We start from the raw sequence: 19,747 nt of genomic DNA, 5'->3' as shown, positions 1-19,747 counted from the left end.
ATGAACTCCGACTTTGCATATGATCTTACTTTTTATAATTCATCCATCGATCAATCAGCTATTTACCATTTTTATTTAATAATAACGTAATCCAAGTTCACTAATTTTGCATAGGTTACGATTTGGTCTGTTGTAAGGTTCAACGATACAACCGTATGGTGACCGCCACCATTTTCGATCCAAGCACGTACGCCGTCTTGGAAGTTAGGTTTTACTTGCCATAGTACACGCGCTACCGGTAAGTTCGGTGCAGGAACCGTAGGCTCGAATGCAGACACTTCGTTGATCAACAATTTGTAATGAGTACCAAAGTCAGCCATGGATACAACAACACCTTCGCCTGCTTTACCATCAAATACAAGACGAGCTGGATCTTCGCGATCGCCGATGCCTAGTGGAGATACAACTACTTTCGGTTTGCTACTCGCAAGAGTCGGATCAACTTCTAACATATGAGATTGCAAGATCGCTTCTTGACCTTCAGCCATTTCATACGTGTAATCTTCCATAAAGCCTGTATTTTCATTGTGGCTCATCACTTTCATCAGGCGATCCAATGCTGCTGTTTTCCAATCCCCTTCACCTGCAAAACCATACCCTTGCGCCATCAAACGTTGAACCGCAAGACCTGGAAGTTGCTTCATGCCGTGCAAGTCTTCAAAGTTAGTCGTAAATGCTGTGTAACCACCATTATCCAAGAAACGCTTGATTGCGATCTCATAACTTACTTGTACACGTACACTTGCTTCCCAAGCTTCTTGACTGTACGTACCATATTCAAAGTCATACAATTCTTTATATTGAGCAAGCAATTCATCGATTTCTTGTTCAGTCACAGCATTAACGTATTCTACAAGATCGCCAATACCGTAATAATCGACTGTCCAGCCAAATTGAATTTGTGCTTCAACTTTGTCGCCTTCGGTTACACCCACATTACGCATGTTGTCGCCAAAACGAGCGACTTTAATATTAAAGCTTTCGTTATAAGCAAACGCAACATCCATCCAGTCTGCGATCTGTTGTTGCACTTCTGGACGCTCCCAATATCCAACCACGATTTTGTTTTGTTTCCCTAGACGAGCATTGATAAATCCATATTCACGATCACCGTGCGCCGCTTGGTTCAAGTTCATAAAGTCCATATCAATCGTAGACCATGGAATACTCTCATTGTATTGGGTTGCCAAATGAAGCAATGGTTTTTGTAGCAATTTCGTACCACGAATCCACATTTTTGCAGGTGAGAAAGTGTGCATCCATGTGATCACACCAGCGACTTCATCACGGTAATTGACTTCTTTCATAATGCTGGTGATTTTGTCTGCGGTTACTGCCAAATCTTGCAATACCAATGGATAAGGCAATACTCCGCTAGCGTTTAACGAGTCTGCGATTTTTTGTGCATTTGCTTTAACCTGTCCTAGTGCTTCTTCTCCGTACAAATGCTGTGAACCGACTACGAACCAAAATTGTTTAGTTGCTACTGACATATCATTTCATCCTCTTTTCATAATTATATTAGTGAGAGTTATTTAAAAGTGAGTTTATTGAAAACAAATCCAGTGTGTAAAGAGACGTGTATACATTTCTACTTTAATAAGTCACCATCATCTTGTACTCTCTATATTCAAAAAGATTTCTTTATATTACTTTTGCCCGTAATACGCATCTTTACCATGTTTGCGCAGATAATGTTTATCCAGAATATTCTGTGGCAATTCTTTAGCAAAGTTGTTCAATTGACGTGCATATAGATTCATTTTGCAGACTTCTTCAAGCACAACACTATTCACTACAGCAGACTTCGCATCTTTCCCCCATGTAAATGGTGCATGACCATGAAGCAATACAGCTGGAATCGCCATGACATCAAGTCCACGTTGTTCGAACGTTTCGATAATGACATTACCTGTCTCCGCTTCATATCCACGATCAATCTCTGCTTGGTTCAAGAAGCGTGCACAAGGTATAGCGCCATAGAATGTATCTGCATGTGTCGTTCCCATTACAGGCACATCCAGACCCGCTTGCGCCCAGATCGTTGCCCATGTGGAATGGGTATGCACAATGCCGCCAATTTGCGGATAATGCTTGTACAGAACTGCATGAGTCGCTGTATCCGAAGAAGGTCTCATATCGCCTTCAACCACATTGCCATCCAGATCAACAACCACCATATCGCTAGGTTTCATCGTTTCATAATCGACACCGCTTGGCTTGATCACAAATAGATTACTTTCCCGATCGACAGCACTGGCATTTCCCCATGTGAATTTGACCAATCCATGCTTCGGTAATTCTAGATTTGCTTGATAGACTTCTTCTTTTAACTGCTCTAACATGCTTAGTTCCTCCCGTTCTCTAACAAATGATCTACAGCCGCTTGTTCGATAGCCAATCCTTGCTGATAACGCTCGATAAAGGCTTCGAACCCTTTCACATCAGTTGCATCTGGCTGTACTTGTTCACCGACAACATCATGAAATACTTTTTGTTCCAAGAAGATATCCAGACTTTCCTGCTCGTCTTTGTTGATCATATAAGAAGCTAATAGTGCCATTCCCCATGCTCCACCTTCACCAGCTGTCGCCATTACCGAAATCGGTACATTCATTGCTGCTGCAACGATTCGCTGTCCGACTACAGGTGTTTTGAATAGACCGCCATGAGCAAGAATACTATCTATCGCTACATTTTCATTTTTGGTCAAAATATCCATTCCGATCTTCAATGCACCAAATGCAGAGAATAGATGAGTACGCATAAAGTTCGCTAGATTGAAGCGACTTTCAGGTGAACGGACAAATAGCGGACGACCTTTTTCAATACCTGTAATATTTTCACCGGAATAATAACCGTAACTAAGAAGTCCACCGCCATCTGGATCAGCTTCAAGTGCTTTGTTGAACATCACGCTGAATAGCTTGGCATTATCGGCTTCGTATCCCATCGCTTCGGAAAATTCACGGAACAATCCTAACCATGCATTGATATCACTGGAACAGTTGTTAGCATGCACCATTCCAACAGGGCTACCGTCTGGTGTCGTTACAATATCAATCTCTGGATGAACTTTAGACAATTCTTTTTCCAGTACGATCATCGCAAATACCGAAGTACCAACAGAAATATTACCAGTGCGCTTTCTTACACTATTGGTGGCAACCATTCCTGTACCTGCATCGCCTTCTGGCGGACAAAATGGAATACCAGCCTGCAACGTTTGGGTAGTATCGAGTAATTGAGCACCTGCTTCTGTTAACAGACCCGCTTGCTCTCCTGCACGATACACTTTCGGCAACAAATCTTCGATTTTCCATGCGTATCCTTTATCTGCAATCAATTCATTAAATTGAGCCAACATGGATGGATGGTAATTATGAGCAGACTCTTCAATCGGGAAAATACCGGACGCATCGCCGATTCCCACCGCTTGATTGCCTGTTAACAACCAGTGTATGTATCCTGCTAATGTCGTTAACGATGCAATCTGAGGTACATGACTTTCTTGATTCAGAATCGCTTGGTACAGATGGGCGATACTCCAACGTTCTGGAATATTGAATTGGAACAGTTCAGTTAATGCTTTGGCTGCTACGCCTGTTGTCGCATTACGCCATGTGCGGAAAGGAACCAGTAATTCGCCTTGTTGATCCAGTGCTACATAGCCGTGCATCATGGCAGAGAATCCAATCGAACCCACTGTCTGTAGCGTGATTCCATATTGACGCTCTACTTCTTGCTTCATTTCACGATAAGCTGTCTGCATCCCTGTAATAATATCCGCTTGATCGTATGTCCAGAATCCGTCTTTCAACAAATTCTCCCATTCATAACTTCCCGATGCGATGGTCTCAAATTGCTTATTAATCAAGACCGCTTTGATCCGTGTGGAGCCAAATTCAATACCGAGCGAAGTCTCTCCGTTCATAATCGCTTCTTTCATATCCACATGACTCATGCTCATGTAGTCCCCTCTCTATAGTGCAGTTTGGTGTTGATACGTTAGTCGTACAGATTAAGAATATATTTCAAAATAAAGTCGCTACATTATCTATAAGTATGGTAATCTCCAATATTCTTTTTAAAAAGAATGCGTTTTCTTTTTGTAACAGTTACAGTATATTTTTTGTACGTACATTTGTCAATGTAAGATCCCTTTTTAAATCAAAAAAAGATAAAAAATATCTCTTTGTCTTCTATGAGAAGTGATATAGACACTCTTTTTATAGTAAAAATAAAATATACATCCTTAATTAAATGCTTTATTCAAGCCTTTTTGGATCATTTAACAACTTATATAAGTTAAAATATACATAAATTATAATAATTTTAGACAATTACTCAAACCTTTAAAATATGTACGTACAAGTTCGACATAATACATAACATTGTCTGTTTATAGACAAATAAAAGAAGCATCAAAGAGATTAAAACACTCTTCAATGCTTCTTCTTGTTGTAGCTCTATAACGGGTTAGATTCGTAATTATTCTTCCGCCATCAATACCGACATTAATGCCAATGCTTCTTCATGATCCGGTTCAAGGACAAGTAGTTGCTTCAAGTACTCTTCGGCTTGATCCATTAGATCCAGTTCCAGACACGCAATCGCCAGACAGTAATATACGGTCGACACGACTTCCTCTTGCTCTTGAGCAACCGATATTTCTAGATACTGCTTCGCTTCCTCGAACATATCCATTTCAAATAAAATCAGACCGGCATCCAGTGCCAGATCATATCGTTGTGGCATCACATAGAATGCTGACCACATTTTCTGAATCCCCATCCATAGATCTTGCTTTTCCTCATCATTGGCTTCGGGTAATAATGCAGAAATTTGCTTGGTCGTCTGAATAAAGAACTCCGCATCATATCCACCTAAGCGCCAAAAGCTTAAAATTTGTTGCATCCCTAACTCATCCAGATGACGATCGATCCACATTTTCAGACTAAAGAAATCGTCGGGGCCAAAGCGTTCGACTGAACGGCGATAGGCTAATCGTGTATTCGTATATGCTTTGGGCTGTGCTACATGTAAGATACAACCCACATTGATGTTGTTGTAATGATGCGGAACAAATAGAATCTCTGCTCCTTTTTGCTCGAACACATACTGGACAGCATGGTAATTCGCTATTAAAGAAAAGCTACCATGCAACACCAATTCAGGCGGTTCTGCAAATTCCCAATTTTCGATCAAATGATCGCCTTTATCTGCGGTCAGCAACATAAAGCCTGATTGAGATAAAGCATCCAGGCGATCCAGACATTCTAGTCCCACTTTGGGAAATAAGATATGTGCATCTTCCAGACGTTCTTGATAGATCGCAATTAGATCACGATAGATATAATCATCTTGCTCATACTCCGGTGCTTTGCGATATTCATAACTCAAATGAATATGATTGAGTTGTTGAGAAGTAGTCAGTGCTTCAAATTCAGCACCTGTTTTGGAATATTCGATATACACATCAGCTTCATAAATACTGCCTTCATCCACATAGATCAATTCCTGCGGAATCGCATCGAAAAAGTAATTCGCAATAATCAGGAGCGGTTGTGTGAGATCACCTTGTTGAATGACTTTTCCTGATACGGTTAAATGAAGCGAATCACTTTGCACGGCATCAAATTGAGCAAAATCAAGAATCCCTTGCTCGATAAATGGCTGTAATGCAGAGTGTTCTCTCCATCCGATCACATTATTCATTGCCAGATCTGTCATGACATAGTGATACTCCGGTACATCAATGCCTGCGTATTCTTTTAACTTCTGCAATTCATATAAGACATGGTAAGCCAGACGACCTGCTCCTGCTCCCAGTTCGACAATATAGACAGGTTCTGCACCTAATCCTTGATTCATCTGATCTTGTAAAAAAGCAAAAATCATTTCAGCATAAGCAATCGCTGTAGCAGGATTACTTGTAATGTATTGAGGAACTTGATCATTTCTCCATGCTTCTAAGCCTGCATCTTCGTAATATTTGCGTTGCAGACTCCATATCGGTGCTTCACTAAAACGGTAACGTTGTTGGTGCTGTTCTGTCATTTTATAATATCCTGCTTTCTTGAGATTAATCATCTACGATTTCATTGAAATATCTATAAATATATTGTAAACCACTACCTGCTTATGATGTAAAAAAGTTTATTATAACAATGCTTACATACTTTGGCGAAAAGTGAAGAAATATGATGAATTTCCTTATTAAATTGCCACTTTTTCATTGACACTGCTAGAGATAAAACGCTATATTATTGAGGTTGATAATCATTATCATGTATTACATATGCTTATATTTCATTTGAGTTTACTCATTTAAGATAATCAACACCAAAATCAGAGACTAAGTACCATTAACAATCATGTTCGGGTACGAAAGGGGATCACTATGAATACTAGACAGAAATTATCTTTTACCGCGGTACTGATCTTAATCATGTCGATTGTTGCTCTCGTTGGTTGTTCCAACAACCAAGCGGCTTCTACAACAACTCCAGCTCCAACAGAAACAACGAATACAGAGGCAGCCGCTACACCAGCAGATACAACAGAGTATCCAATCGTGATCAAGCATGCTCTAGGCGAGGCTGTGATCGAAAGCAAACCTGAACGTGTAGCTACAGTACAATGGGCGAACCAAGATGTAGCATTGGCTCTAGGTGTGGTCCCTGTCGGCTTTTCAGCAGCGAACTTTGGAGTTCAAGATGGTAGTGGACTTTTGCCATGGACAGCCAAAAAGCTAGATGAGCTTGGTGTGAAAAATCCGAACGTTTTCCAAGATACCGATGGTCTAGATTTTGAAGCGATTTCCGATTCTAATCCGGATGTTATTCTTGCAGCATACTCTGGTATTACGCAAGAAGATTACGATACACTCAGTCAGATTGCTCCTGTTGTCGCTTATCCAACAGCTCCTTGGGCAACCACTTGGCGTGAACAAGTATTGCTCAATGCGACAGGAATGGGTATGAAAGCGCAAGGCGAACAATTGATCAAAGATACCGAAAAATTAGTCAACGACAAGCTAAGTGCTTATCCGCAAATCAAAGGTAAAACAGTCGTATGGGTGAATTTCTCCGATACGGATATGTCCAAACTTCATATTTATACACCTGCTGATTCTCGTGTATCGTTCTTAAAAGAATTAGGCATGGATGCTCCAGCAAGTATCACAAAAGAAATCAAAGATCCAAAAAGCTATTCTTTAAACTTGAGTGCTGAAAATGCAGAAGTATTAAATGATGCCGATATCTTAATCGGATATGGCGATGACAAATTGTATCAAGCCGTCAAAGCAGATCCATTGCTTGGTAAAATTCCTGCAATTCAAAGAGGTTCAGTAGCGTTTATCACAAGCGATACTCCTTTGGTAGCTGCTGGAACACCTAATCCACTTTCGATTTCATACACCATCGATGAATATTTGAAATTAATCGGTGCTGCTGCTGATAAAGTAAATGGATAGTTCAACTCTTTCAAATGAGAAACACTTACACTCACATATGCCTAAAAACTTCGTATGGGTGCTGATCATTTGCTTGATCTTGCTCGGGTTCACTGCTATTGCCTCCCTGGTCTTGGGTTCAAGATCAATAGGATGGCACGAATTAATAGACGGGTTATTTTATCCGAATGTCGATAGTTACGGCGCTAATATTGTACGTAAACGCATTTCTCGCACAGTGTTCAGCTTATGTTGTGGAGCAGCTCTTGGCGTATCCGGTGCATTGATGCAAGCAGTCACCCGTAATCCGATTGCTGATCCCAGTATATTAGGAGTGAATACAGGGGCGTCCTTGTTTGTGGTTTTTGGGATCGCTTTTCTTAATATCAGTCATGCTAATCAGTATATCTGGTTAGCTCTGGCTGGAGCAGCGATCACCGCGGTATTTGTATTCGGGATTGGTTCGATGGGTCGTGGCGGAGCTACACCGATCAAGCTGGTCTTAGCCGGTGCAGCAACCAGTGCGGCTCTATCTTCACTCGTAACAGCGATTATGATTCCTCGCTCGTATGTGATGGATCAATTTAGATTCTGGCAAGTAGGTAGCGTCGGCTCTGCAAATTGGAGCGCGATAGCTACCTTTATCCCGTTTTTGGCAGTCGGCTTATTGATTGGCTTTATCACTGCACCTGCACTAAATGCGTTAGCACTTGGTGATGATGTGGCTACAGGTCTTGGTGTACGTACGGGCACCCTACGATTGATCGCCGCTTTGGCAGGAGTTTTATTATGTGGAGCAGCGACTGCACTTGCTGGCCCGATAGGATTTGTTGGTCTACTTGCTACTCATGTGATACGGCTGATTCTGGGAGCCGATTTGCGGTTTGTGATTCCCATGTCTGCGATCACAGGCGCTATTATTTTGACGGTATCTGATGTCGGTGGCAGACTGATCAGTAATCCGGGTGAGCTTGAAGTGGGAATCGTCACTGCCTTTATAGGGGCTCCTATCTTAATCGTAGTAGCGATGCGCTCGAAAGTGCGTTCATTATGAGCCAAGCTGCGATTGAATTTATCCAAGCAGGCAGACGTCAACGCCATCGCCGCTGGCTCATTGTGACCAGTCTGCTTGCTATCATTGCTGTTGGTCTATGTTGCGCAATGCTTGTACTAGGCAATACCATCTATCCACTGGGTGATGTTATTCGTGCTCTATCAGGAGAAAAGATTAAAGGCGTATCCTTTGCAGTCAGTACGATTCGCTTACCACGTATGTTAGCAGGACTGTTTGCAGGCTTTGCTTTTGGCGTAGCTGGCTATACTTTTCAGACGATATTACGTAATCCACTTGCGAATCCAAATGTGATCGGGATTACATCAGGTGCAAGCGCAGCAGCTGTTTTTTGTATTGTGATTCTGCATGCTAGTAATGCAGTCATCTCGATTGCTTCTGTGGTTGCAGGGCTGATTACTGTTATTTTTATTTATGTATTATCTAGAGGCAAAGTCTTTTCGATTGGACGTTTAATTCTGATTGGTATCGGTATTCAGGCAATGTTGGATGCAGTGATTTCTTATCTGTTATTGATCAGTGCTCAACAAGATATTCCTTCAGCCCTTCGGTGGTTAACAGGTAGTCTGAACGGTTCGCAGATGCGTGAATTACCCCCACTGATCATTATTGTGCTGATCTGTTCACCGCTAATTATTGGACTTAGCAAGCACTTGAGCATCTTAGAATTAGGAGAGCAATCTGCTTTCTCATTAGGTGTGAACACGGATCACACACGGATTGCGCTGATTGTGAGCTCGGTCTGTATGGTGGCGATTGCGACAGCGACTACAGGGCCGATTGCTTTTGTCTCCTTTCTAGCTGGGCCAATTGCCAAAAGATTAGTAGGCGTAGGTTCGTCTAATATTATGCCCGCAGGATTGGTCGGTGTGAATCTAGTGCTAGCTGCCGATCTGATCGGACAATTTGCGTTTGAGTACAGATTCCCCGTAGGTATCATTACTGGATTACTCGGAGCGCCTTATCTGATCTTCTTGCTGATCCGAATGAATCAAAAGGGGGAACTATAATGAAGCCGACACATCTTTTTCAAGCGGAACAATTAGTAGCAGGATATGAAAATAAAACCGTTATTCACGGCGTAGACCTCACGATACCGAGTCACCAAATCAGTGTGATCATCGGTTCAAATGGTTGCGGTAAATCGACGCTACTCAAAACATTAGCTCGATTGATCAAGCCTACTTCCGGTCATGTAACACTGGATAGTAAGCCGATCAGCAAATTCCCTGCCAAAGCCTTAGCCCGCATTATCGGACTGCTTCCCCAGTCTCCTATCGTGCCAGAAGGCATCTCGGTTGCTGATCTAGTCGGTAGAGGACGGTTCCCTCATCAGAAGATGTTCGGAAGCTGGAGTAAAAAAGATTATGAAGCTGTTGCAGAAGCGATGACAATTATGGATATTACGCAATTCGCTAATCATAATATCGACGAGCTGTCTGGTGGACAACGTCAACGGGTCTGGATCGCGATGGCACTCGCACAACAAACGGATATTTTATTTCTGGATGAACCGACCACGTTTCTAGATATCACCTATCAAGTAGAGATTCTCGATCTGTTGACCGATCTGAATCGCAAGCATGGCACTACGATTGTGATGGTACTTCATGATATCAACTTGTCGGCACGATATGCAGATCATATCTTTGCTCTTCATACGGGCAAGCTGGTTGCAGAAGGTTCTCCTGCGGAAGTGGTCACCAGTGAACGGGTGAAAGAGATTTTCGGATTGGATTGTACCGTGATCGAAGATCCTATTTCAGGTTCGCCATTGGTCGTGCCGAAGGGACGGTATCATGGAAGTGGAGTTACGGTGTAATGATTATTTTATGTACAGTAAAGTCATTCAATATAAAAAAGAGGTTCTCCTACACTTTGGATTTAGGAGAATCTCTTTTTTTATTTTTTATTTATTTAAATAATTGATAAGTTCTTGCTCTGTTTGTTCCCTATTCAGTGCTGAGTTATCGATGAGCACTTTGTCTATATGTAACTGCTCCAAAATCTCTAATTCCAATCTTCTTCGCACTTGCAGACATTCTATCAGTCCCTCTACCCCGCTTAATTGATGGGCTTTGCCATATTCTTGTTCTGTATAATACCAGATCACAAAGTCTAACCATTCAGAGGATCGTTCTGCACTTACTCGATGTAGTGTTCTACTGATATCTTCTTCATATAGATAAATAAGCACAGGTTGAAGCGGCTTAACAATATCAGCAAGCTCAAGAATATACTGCGTAATGACTGCCTGATCGGCATTACTTTTGGCTAATAACATACACATTGGATTTTGAAAAAAACAACATTCCAAAACAATGACTTCATCCTTGTCAGCTACACGATCTACAAAGTCTCTCCAACTCTGTAAAAGCAATTCGCAATGTCTAGCTAATGGTAATTCGTAAATATCGTAAGTTGCTATATATGTATATAGATCATCTGGAAATGTATCGTTTAATATCTGTTTTGCTTTTTGATAAAAGAAAAAATGATTGGATCCTTGCGAGTAAACCATTTGCTGAATACACTCTTTATCATGTTCAAACTGTCGTAATAACGAGCGATATTCGTCCTCATTTAGACAAGCTACACTTTCAAAATCGACAGGATGATCCAGATCACCTTCAAGAAATAAACTCGCTTGTATATGCTGTTGCTCCAAGTACTTTTGGAGAAAAGACGCTGTAGACGTTTTGCCTGATCCCATAAGACCTTCAACCATAATTAATTTTGTGCTCTTCATAGGTACTCCTTTCAGACTGTATTAAATTTCATCATAACACTTCACCTAAATAAAATGAAAAAGAAGCGATCAGAGCAAGATAATCTACCCTAATCGCTTCTTTTTATGGTTTATTTTAAAATCAGCAAGCGATCATCATTCTTCTCTGGTGTTCCGCCTGCGGTGTTGTTGGTGATTACATAAATCTTACCGTTGTGTACCGCTACATCACGAACACGTCCCACATCTGTTAGGATATCAGTCATCTTTTTAGAAACAGGGTCAAACTCTTTCAGACTTTTACCTGCCAGTGTCGCAACAAGTATCGTATCATCTGGTGTTGTAGCGATACCGGATGGAGCGATTGCTTTGGAACTAGCGACATAGAGTGGAGAAACCATATTTGGTGCGGTTTCGTTGCCCATAATCTTCGGCCAGCCATAGTTAGAACCGGGCTTAATCAGATTCATCTCATCCAGACCTGTGCGATCTGTGCCACCGCCCGGGATGGGAGCGCCACTTGGGCCATGATCGGATGCATATAATTTGCCGTCAGATGTCCATGCAATCCCTTGCGAATTGCGTAGTCCATAAGCATAGACATATGAATTTTTGATTGGATTGTCTTTAGGGATTTTACCTGTAGGTGTCATGCGCAGAATTTTGCCACCCAAGCTTTTCAGATCTTGAGAAAGCTCTCTGCGATTTGTTTCACCGGCTGTACTATACAACATACCGTCTGGTCCAAACGCTAAACGTCCACCTTCATGAATACGCCCGCCGGGAATGCCTTCCACTAGCTTGCTTTGTTCTTTCCAGACATTGCCGACTAACTTCACTTTGACAATTCGGTTGAATCCTTCACCATTTTTCTCATACGCATGGTAGATGTAAGCCATTTTATTTTTAGTAAATTTAGGATCAAGGACGAAGCCTGTCAGCCCTGCTTCACCTACAACACGAAGTGGCTTTTTGGTCTGTACTTTTTGTACCGTTTGCTTACCGTTCTTAATCTGGACAATGCCTCCACCACGTTGTGTGATATAGACGGTATTGCCAGAGAACTGTATAGACCAAGGTACATCTAGCTTGGTAGCTGCTACTGTGTAGCCACCCTTCAAAGAGTCTGTAAGATTCGATGTAGTAGCAGTTGTAGAAGATGTAGCTGCAATAGCCGTCTGTCCTAAAGTTAACGATTGGATCGTTCCTGTAGCTGTAGATAGAGGTAAAGCGAGTAATAAAGCAACTGTAATCATTTTCCCTTTTGATTTCATATTAAGCATTATATTCCTCCTCTTCCTTTTGTTATTTTTTACCCGTTGAGGAGGTATCTAATCGGAAAACATAGAGAAATATGGATTTTACTTATTTTTTATTCGCTCATTCGTATTTATTCATTTACTTCATTTACAGGATCAATCTCTACTAAATCCTCATCATCCTCTATTATTTTCTCCAATCGTAGTCAAATTTATGTATCTCAGTAAACAATAAAAAAGAGAACTCACCTAAGAAAGTTCTCTTTTTCATATACTTGTTATATTTATCTTACGTTATGAACGAACATTAAACCAACCGGGCATAGCATGAATAATATTCCAAAGTTTTTCAGGAAGTTGTACTTGGGAAGGATCGAGTTCGGAAGTGATCTCAGACTCACGTCCGCTTTCTACTTTCTCCACCCAATCTGGATTCATAATTAATGTATGTCCAAGCGCAATTACTGGTAAACCTAATTCTACATATTCAATCGCTTCATCTGCTGTTGTGACAGAACCTGCTGCTAATACAGGTACTCTACCGTTTGCTTTTTCAAGAATCAATTCAAGTCTTGTTTTATCATCTTGAGCATCTACTGGCTTCGAAGACAAATGATCTAACGAAGCATGGATATAATCCAGATCTTGTTCTACCAGAAAATCGATTAATTCATACGTATCTTGCATACGCAATCCATCTGATTTAGATGATTCTTCTGGCGATAAGCGATATCCTAGCATGAAAGGCTTGGTAGCATGCTTTGCAATAACAGATTTAATTTCTTCAATAATAGCCAATGGAAAACGCAACCTTTTCTCAAGCGTACCACCCCATTGATCTGTCCGTTGGTTAGTCGAAGGCGACCAGAAGTTTTGAATTAAAAATCCATGTGCTCCGTGAATCTCAACACCATCGTATCCTGCTTCAATCGCTCTTCTTGTGGTATCTCCAAAGGCTTGAATCATCTCAAGAATTTCTTCGTGTGATAGTTCTCTTGCTGCTACTGTTGATCCAAGAGCCGTTACCTCAGGTAGCGATTCACTGGAGCTAACCACATCCAGTCCAGGTAAAGCTTTATTACCTGCATGGAAAATCTGTAAGATCGCAGGGGCTCCTCCACTTTTAGCGGCGTTCGCTAATTGACGTAAACTAGGAATAAATGCATCATCGTATCCGGCAAATTCATGTGTAAACCCTTGTCCATTCGGCGTCACATGCGTACATCCTGTAATCACCAGTCCAACACCATTCACACGTTCTTGATAATAGCTAATTTCTTCCTCGGAAACGGTAAGATCTTCATTACTTGCCCATGTAGTCATCGGTGCCATAACCACTCTATTCTTGATAGTCACTCCACTTTTAAAAGTAAAGGAATCAAATAACTTGCTATATTTTTTATTCATATGGTTAGCCCTCTTTATCTTTTATTTTCTGAACAATACTTATTGTATTAGGTTGTCCTAAGGGCAAGTAAAGGATAATTTTTTATAGCGCTATAATAAATATTTTAGTTTTCTAATTCATTTTCGTGCTATGATTAGGTTACAGTAACTGTAACTAAAGGTGGAGACAAATAATATGACGTATTCTATGAATTATGTAGTCGAAAATGTAAATATATCTGCAAAAACACTGCGCTTTTATGAAGATCAGGGCATACTACCAAACATATCTCGTGATGAAAAAGGAAGACGAATCTACACTGAACAAAATATAGACTGGCTTTCTTTTATTCGTTGTCTTCGAGAAACTGGCATGTCTATTGCTAAAATAAAAGAATATAAAGAGCTTTTTGAAGCGGGGAATATCACTTTTGTAGAAAGACAAGACATGTTGAAAGATCATAAATTAGAAATACAAAAGCATATTGAGAAAGAACTAAAACATTTAGAAGAAATCAACTACAAACTAGCGATGTACGATCTTCAGGAACACGAAGTCAAAAATAATCCTGATCATGTTTTTAAATGTCATGGTCTGGAAGTAAGTACAATGAATTAATCTAAGGATATCGGTAGATATACAAAACCTCATTTTATTCAAACAACTGCACCTTAGGCTCCCGCTTCAACACATGCACTAGCATTGCATGCAACTGTCCACGGTGATGGTAGAAATGTGCTTGGGTATCCAGAAGCCATTCATAACGGGAATGCGTTCCACCCCAGAATGCTGTAGTTTGTTGTAAAAGCTCTGATTCTTCTAGCTGTGCTATCCCTTCTTTGAGAAAATCATAATGATGCAATAACGCCTCTGCGATCGCATTCAGATTAGGTGCAGGTTCTGCTTCTTCGTAAAAAAGATCGATCTCTTCCTCAGAGACACCTTTCCCGATCAGAAAGTCCGCTTTGCAAAGTACAGACATATGCGCAAGCAATTCGCCGATCGACATTTTCTCTGCGGTGGGTCTAATACTCAGATCTTCATTACTCAATGTGTTGATAAGCTTAATCACAGAATCAACAGCCATATCCATCTGTTTAAAAATCCCCTGACAATAGATGTTCATTGGTATATCCCTCTTTTCTTAAAAAAGAATGTTCGATCTTCTACGGATGCAGTCTGCTTTTCTGTATGAAAACAATCGCAATATACTTACTCTACTATACTCTGTATGATCGAATATATACCGAAAAAATGGCATTAAAGCTATAAATAAATGTATATAGCAAAAAGACACTGCGATGTGATGCACCAGTATCTTTTTGCTATATAGAGGCTATGCTATTATCTTATTTATTGCGGCACTAGAGCTTATTCACTCTAATCATATCGCTGTCTGTTAAACTAACTTAATTAATTCTTCTAGCTCATCTGCCAAACGTTTAGCCAGTTCAAAATTCGTATCTTTTAACGCCAATTCTATTTTCATTTCAACAGCTTTTTTATTTTTTTCCGCTTCCAAATAGCCTTTATCAAAATGGCTATCATAAATCATTTGTTTGAATTCTTCCATACTCATTTTTTTAACCGTTTTGTCTTCAATAATCAACACATAATCCATACCATTCACAACCGAATAGAAATCATGCGAAATCATAATAATAGCACCTTTATAATCTGCAATCGCTTTTTCGAGTGCGATCTGTGTATAGGTATCTAAATGGCTTGTTGGTTCATCCAGAAATAAGATGTTAGCATGACTGGCAGAGACTTTAGCCAATTGAAGCAAGTTTTTTTCGCCACCAGATAACGATTCGATCTTCTGATTCAGAATTTCGCCTGCAAAACCGTAGTCTGCAAGATACGCTATAATCTCCTCATACGTTTTAAATCCTGCTTCGATAAATTCATCCAAAATTGTATTGGAATCTTGAAGCATTTCGCCCTGGAATTGAGATAAATATGCCATTTTGGCATCTGTTTTGATATCAATAGACTCTTTGTTATTATGGAAAATGTCCCGCAGCAACGTCGTTTTCCCTGTACCGTTGGGCCCGATTAGAGCGACTTTATCTCTAGGTTTTATTTTGAAGCTTACATTTTCCAACAGCAGTTCGTCAAAAGAAACGCTGTAATCACGGACATTGATCGCAAATCTACTTTCAATCTCATGATCAATATCCAAACGAATATCCGGTTGCTTGATATCCACAAATGGTGCTTTGAGTCGACGTGCTTCCAATCGTTCCGTAAACCTCACTCTAGCTTTGAGCGCTCTACCACGGGATGCTTCTGAATTATACGTCGCAATTTCTCGAAGATTATCGACGATGCTCTCGTTGCGCTCAATCTCTTCTGCTTCAGCAACAGTCAATTCTTGTAACTCGATTTTAGTCTGAAGAAGAGAGAAGTTATAATCAATATAGCGCCCGTCAAACTCTTGCAGTTCTGTATTTTCAAGGTGGATGATTTTGTTAAAACAATGATTCAATAGGTAGCGATTATGCGTAATCACAAGTAGCATACCTTTATGAGAATTGATTAATTTTTTGAGCGAATTCAGGTTTTCAAAGTCTAAAAATACATCTGGTTCATCCATAATCATCAAGTCTGGACGCTGAAGCATTTCCTTCATCACTTGAATCAGTTTGAATTCGCCACCGCTCAAGTCGGATACGTTTAGATCTTTGATCTTCATGAGGTTCGCTAGATTCAACTGCTTATTAATTGTACTTTCAAAGTTGTCCCCATCCATCGCATCGAATGCGTCTGAAGCCAATTGATGCTTTTCCATCAGCGCTTCCATATCGGATGTCGTTGCCATTTCAGCATAAATCGCCGTAATCTCATCTTGTATCTTTATAAATTCTTCTGCGATATATTCAAAAACCGTCACTTCTTTGGTTTTATCGACTTGCGAGAACTGACTGACCAGCCCAATTTTGCAATCCGGATCAATCTCTAACTTGCCTTCAAACAGATACCTTTCCACATCCATTAGGATATCGATCAAGGTACTTTTCCCACTACCACTTGTTCCGATAAAAGCACAATGTTGTCCTTCTTCAAGCGTAAATGAAATATGATTGTAAAGCTCTTTCTGAGGAAACGAGAAGGATAAATCTTCAACTTTTATCATAGTGTTACCTTTCTGTATAGCTAAAATGGTGATGATTGTATAAGAAGTCTTGCCGACCGTAAGTTTGGAGTTTGCCACTCCTCAGAGTAACACGGTTTACGGGTAAGTACAATTGATTTATGATTTTTGAGCGCATTTTACCCATCATTAAAAATTGAATGAAGGAAACACCAAGATATTGAATTATATTTTGCTATTTTAATAGAAAGATAATGTTATCTTTACTTAGAGTACGGTTTACTGCTTTACATCCAAGCCAAAATAACACTCAACTTTAACGTGCATATCCGCATACAAAATAAAAACCACTCCTAAGTATAGAGTGGTTTGTTTGAAAAGCATTTCACTTTTATCGTAAGGTCGTCGTTCTCTTTAAAGCCAATTATCCATTTGTATCTAACATTGCCGGCATGTTGATTTCTTTGACACAAGAAGCTTTGGACAGATTCATCACGCATTTGACTAAAGAAATCAAATCTTGAAGGGGAATCTGGGTTCCACCATATGTAGACAATACTTTTTCAATTCCATCTTCTAAGGGAATTTGGGTTGCAATTTCACCCGGATTTATACAAGTGACACCGATTCCATATTTCTTTACATGCTCTCTGATCGAATTTCCAATACCACGCAAGCCAAATTTGGAAGCTGTAAATGAAACTTGGGTAAAATCATTATGTTCCAGACCTGCTGTAGAACCAATCAAGAAAATCTTGGCGTTATCTGACTTTTTCAGATTCGGTAAAAGCTTCTGTATACAGGTAATCGCAGAAGTAACATTGATATTGATAATGTTCGCAATTTCAGCAGGATCGTCTTTTTCAAAATCATAGTCGTCTCTGAACCCTTTGCTCTCCCATATGCCTACATTGTATATCAATACATCGATAGTCACATCATTCAATGTATTCGCAATCAGATAGCTTGCATCAGGTTTCGCCAAATCCGCTTCAATCCAATATTTCTCAATACCATCTTCAACATCTAAACTGTTAGGGTAAGTTCTAGAAACCACCCACACCCGATCACCTTTTTCGGGTAGTCCTTTAACGAATGCTTCCCCTAATCCTTTACTGGCTCCAAAAACAATAAAATTTTTCATAACGTATCCTTTCGACATCATTTTTCACTACTTATGATTAAACATCATTTTACCCATTTACATATCACGAAGCAACGAAGGATCTAAATACGCTTTTCCCAAATAGCCACTACAGAGCACAGGACGGGCAAGGATTTCATACGTTTTTGGATACTGTGGTGCTTCTTCAGACCAGATTTCAAATGAATCGAATTCTTGCTTTGAAATCTGATGAAACTCTGAGGTGTCAGTTATCCCTGTTAACATCTCAAATACATAAATATCTTCGCCAAATTTCCCTACAGACTGGTATTGACCTGTTTTCATACGTACATAGTCGGTATATCTGATACTCATGTTATCACTCATCCTTTTATTGATTCTCTATAATTTATATCGCATGAAATTATAATGTTCTGTTTAACGATGTCTTTATCCTTGCTTACAGTACAACTCGGTAGGACAGGTCTATCGGCGAATAACTATGGTAAACTATTAAAAAAGCATCTTCCAGCTATTACAAAGAATGTTTTACAACCAAATAGAGATAAGTATACCGCTAAGCCTAGTTAGAAAGGAGCTTCCATGCGTCGTTTCCAGAAAAAACGGATGACATCATTATTCGTACCGATAATTCCAGGTGCAATCATCATTATTGTAATATTTTCTCTTGATTATTTCCAATTTGAACTCGTTGAAAAATTTTTACTGTTTGCCGCTTTTATTATTGTACCTCTAGTTATTTTATTGTTGAAATATGATGAAAAGAGTACCTATCAACAGATCATATTTACTACTGTGAAGCTGTTTCAATTCCCTGCCGCGCTTTTTGTTCTAGCCTCTATGATGAGCAGTAAAGTTTGGGAGTTACAAGGTACATCTATACAGGGTGCACTTTCTCTAGGTTGGCTATTGCTCACAGGGCTGCTTTGTATATACGGGATAATCAATATAGTGATACATAAGGGAAAAATAGCAGAGACGGCGATTGGCGCGGGACTCATTTACTTTTTTATCGGAGGTATTTGGTTCACCCTTTATCAGTATCAATTGAACGTCTTTCAAGCTAATCCTGACACCCATGCATTAAGTTCGGTTCACTTCCATTTTTCGTCTGCTATTGTTCCGATTTTTATTGGTATGCTCGGACGGATCATGACGAAGAAAAGCTGGTATCCATGGGTCGTTGCTATCGATATTATAGGACCCATCTTGATCGCGATCGGTATGATTTTCTCCAAGCCCATCGAGTACATTGGTGTCACTTTGTTTGCTTGCAATATTGTGCTTTACACCACCTATCTCCTTACCTATTTGAAGCGAAAAACATTGTACAAAAAAGCAACCTACTTTTTAGTTCTTTCTTGTCTCGCTTTCTACATCGTTATTATCCTTTCGATGTTCTATCCGTTGCTAAAAAATAGATTTGATTTAACCATACTTGATTTCATTCCCATTTACGGATCACTGTATGCATTTGGATTTGTTTTATTTGGATTAATCGGGTGGATATACATGTTAGACTTTCTCAAGGAAAAAAAGCTTTATAACTATCAGTAGCTTTATAGACAATAGCGAAATTTACATTTTCTCGAAGCTTATAAATAGCAAATATGAATAAA

Annotated in this window: 17 protein-coding genes; 6 read left to right on the top strand and 11 right to left on the bottom strand. The window is 39.9% G+C overall.

Annotation, left to right across the window (positions count from 1 at the left end; genetic code table 11):
• Positions 1 to 71: 71 nt before the first annotated feature.
• The 4 genes from araA to RCP16_RS19065 all read right to left on the bottom strand — a co-directional run bounded on the left by araA (position 72) and on the right by RCP16_RS19065 (position 6,060).
• Positions 72 to 1,493, bottom strand: coding sequence for an L-arabinose isomerase (gene araA / locus RCP16_RS19080; protein WP_308641046.1), 1,422 nt, complete (start codon positions 1,491 to 1,493; stop codon positions 72 to 74).
• Between the two features lie 156 nt (positions 1,494 to 1,649).
• Complete coding sequence (locus RCP16_RS19075) at positions 1,650 to 2,345, bottom strand: L-ribulose-5-phosphate 4-epimerase (RefSeq protein ID WP_308641045.1); 696 nt, start codon at positions 2,343 to 2,345, stop codon at positions 1,650 to 1,652.
• 2 nt (positions 2,346 to 2,347) lie between these two features.
• Positions 2,348 to 3,964 (bottom strand): xylulokinase, encoded by a 1,617-nt coding sequence (locus RCP16_RS19070; RefSeq protein ID WP_371748127.1) that lies wholly within the window; start codon positions 3,962 to 3,964, stop codon positions 2,348 to 2,350.
• Between the two features lie 527 nt (positions 3,965 to 4,491).
• Positions 4,492 to 6,060 (bottom strand): SAM-dependent methyltransferase, encoded by a 1,569-nt coding sequence (locus tag RCP16_RS19065; RefSeq protein ID WP_137224758.1) that lies wholly within the window; start codon positions 6,058 to 6,060, stop codon positions 4,492 to 4,494.
• A 343-nt stretch (positions 6,061 to 6,403) separates the two neighbouring features.
• Here RCP16_RS19065 and RCP16_RS19060 point away from each other — a divergent pair, with 343 nt between their 5' ends.
• Genes RCP16_RS19060 through RCP16_RS19045 form a run of 4 tightly spaced genes read left to right on the top strand, consistent with a single transcriptional unit; the run spans position 6,404 to position 10,353 of the window.
• Positions 6,404 to 7,480, top strand: coding sequence for an iron-siderophore ABC transporter substrate-binding protein (locus RCP16_RS19060; RefSeq protein WP_069326431.1), 1,077 nt, complete (start codon positions 6,404 to 6,406; stop codon positions 7,478 to 7,480).
• Complete coding sequence (locus RCP16_RS19055) at positions 7,473 to 8,513, top strand: FecCD family ABC transporter permease (protein WP_083243353.1); 1,041 nt, start codon at positions 7,473 to 7,475, stop codon at positions 8,511 to 8,513. Before RCP16_RS19060 ends, RCP16_RS19055 begins: the two co-directional genes overlap by 8 nt.
• Complete coding sequence (locus tag RCP16_RS19050) at positions 8,510 to 9,541, top strand: FecCD family ABC transporter permease (protein WP_308641044.1); 1,032 nt, start codon at positions 8,510 to 8,512, stop codon at positions 9,539 to 9,541. The genes RCP16_RS19055 and RCP16_RS19050 overlap by 4 nt, the downstream gene beginning before the upstream one ends.
• On the top strand, positions 9,541 to 10,353 hold the full coding sequence (locus RCP16_RS19045; RefSeq protein ID WP_137224762.1) for an ABC transporter ATP-binding protein: 813 nt from the start codon (positions 9,541 to 9,543) through the stop codon (positions 10,351 to 10,353). The genes RCP16_RS19050 and RCP16_RS19045 overlap by 1 nt, the downstream gene beginning before the upstream one ends.
• Before the next feature lie 87 nt (positions 10,354 to 10,440).
• On the opposite strand, the gene RCP16_RS19040 is transcribed toward RCP16_RS19045, so the two are convergent.
• From RCP16_RS19040 to RCP16_RS19030, 3 genes are all read right to left on the bottom strand, one after another.
• On the bottom strand, positions 10,441 to 11,280 hold the full coding sequence (locus RCP16_RS19040; protein ID WP_308641043.1) for a P-loop NTPase family protein: 840 nt from the start codon (positions 11,278 to 11,280) through the stop codon (positions 10,441 to 10,443).
• A 110-nt stretch (positions 11,281 to 11,390) separates the two neighbouring features.
• The gene (locus RCP16_RS19035) at positions 11,391 to 12,542 is read right to left on the bottom strand and encodes a PQQ-dependent sugar dehydrogenase (RefSeq protein ID WP_308641042.1); all 1,152 of its coding nucleotides are present in this window, start codon (positions 12,540 to 12,542) and stop codon (positions 11,391 to 11,393) included.
• Positions 12,543 to 12,812: 270 nt separating this feature from the next.
• Complete coding sequence (locus tag RCP16_RS19030) at positions 12,813 to 13,925, bottom strand: NADH-dependent flavin oxidoreductase (protein WP_308641041.1); 1,113 nt, start codon at positions 13,923 to 13,925, stop codon at positions 12,813 to 12,815.
• Positions 13,926 to 14,100: 175 nt separating this feature from the next.
• Between RCP16_RS19030 and RCP16_RS19025 the strand changes: the two genes are divergently transcribed.
• A complete protein-coding gene (locus RCP16_RS19025) occupies positions 14,101 to 14,523 on the top strand; it encodes a MerR family transcriptional regulator (RefSeq protein WP_137224770.1) in 423 nt (140 codons plus the stop codon).
• Between the two features lie 34 nt (positions 14,524 to 14,557).
• Here the strand turns inward: RCP16_RS19025 and RCP16_RS19020 are convergent, their stop codons facing one another.
• From RCP16_RS19020 to RCP16_RS19005, 4 genes are all read right to left on the bottom strand, one after another.
• Positions 14,558 to 14,998 (bottom strand): DinB family protein, encoded by a 441-nt coding sequence (locus RCP16_RS19020; RefSeq protein WP_308641040.1) that lies wholly within the window; start codon positions 14,996 to 14,998, stop codon positions 14,558 to 14,560.
• Positions 14,999 to 15,304: 306 nt separating this feature from the next.
• A complete protein-coding gene (locus RCP16_RS19015) occupies positions 15,305 to 17,044 on the bottom strand; it encodes an ABC-F family ATP-binding cassette domain-containing protein (protein ID WP_308641039.1) in 1,740 nt (579 codons plus the stop codon).
• A gap of 382 nt (positions 17,045 to 17,426) precedes the next feature.
• Positions 17,427 to 18,146 carry an SDR family NAD(P)-dependent oxidoreductase gene (locus RCP16_RS19010; protein ID WP_308641038.1) on the bottom strand — a complete coding sequence of 240 codons (720 nt, stop codon included), beginning with the start codon at positions 18,144 to 18,146 and terminating at the stop codon, positions 17,427 to 17,429.
• Between the two features lie 57 nt (positions 18,147 to 18,203).
• Positions 18,204 to 18,482, bottom strand: a complete 279-nt coding sequence (locus tag RCP16_RS19005; protein ID WP_308641037.1) for a hypothetical protein — start codon at positions 18,480 to 18,482, stop codon at positions 18,204 to 18,206.
• Between the two features lie 228 nt (positions 18,483 to 18,710).
• Between RCP16_RS19005 and RCP16_RS19000 the strand changes: the two genes are divergently transcribed.
• Positions 18,711 to 19,685 (top strand): YndJ family transporter, encoded by a 975-nt coding sequence (locus RCP16_RS19000; RefSeq protein WP_308641036.1) that lies wholly within the window; start codon positions 18,711 to 18,713, stop codon positions 19,683 to 19,685.
• Positions 19,686 to 19,747 lie beyond the last annotated feature (62 nt).

The organism is Paenibacillus nuruki (assembly GCF_963311185.1).
In the GTDB taxonomy this organism is placed as follows: Bacteria; Bacillota; Bacilli; order Paenibacillales; family Paenibacillaceae; genus Saccharibacillus; species Saccharibacillus nuruki.
This window is presented reverse-complemented; position numbering and strand designations above follow the sequence as displayed.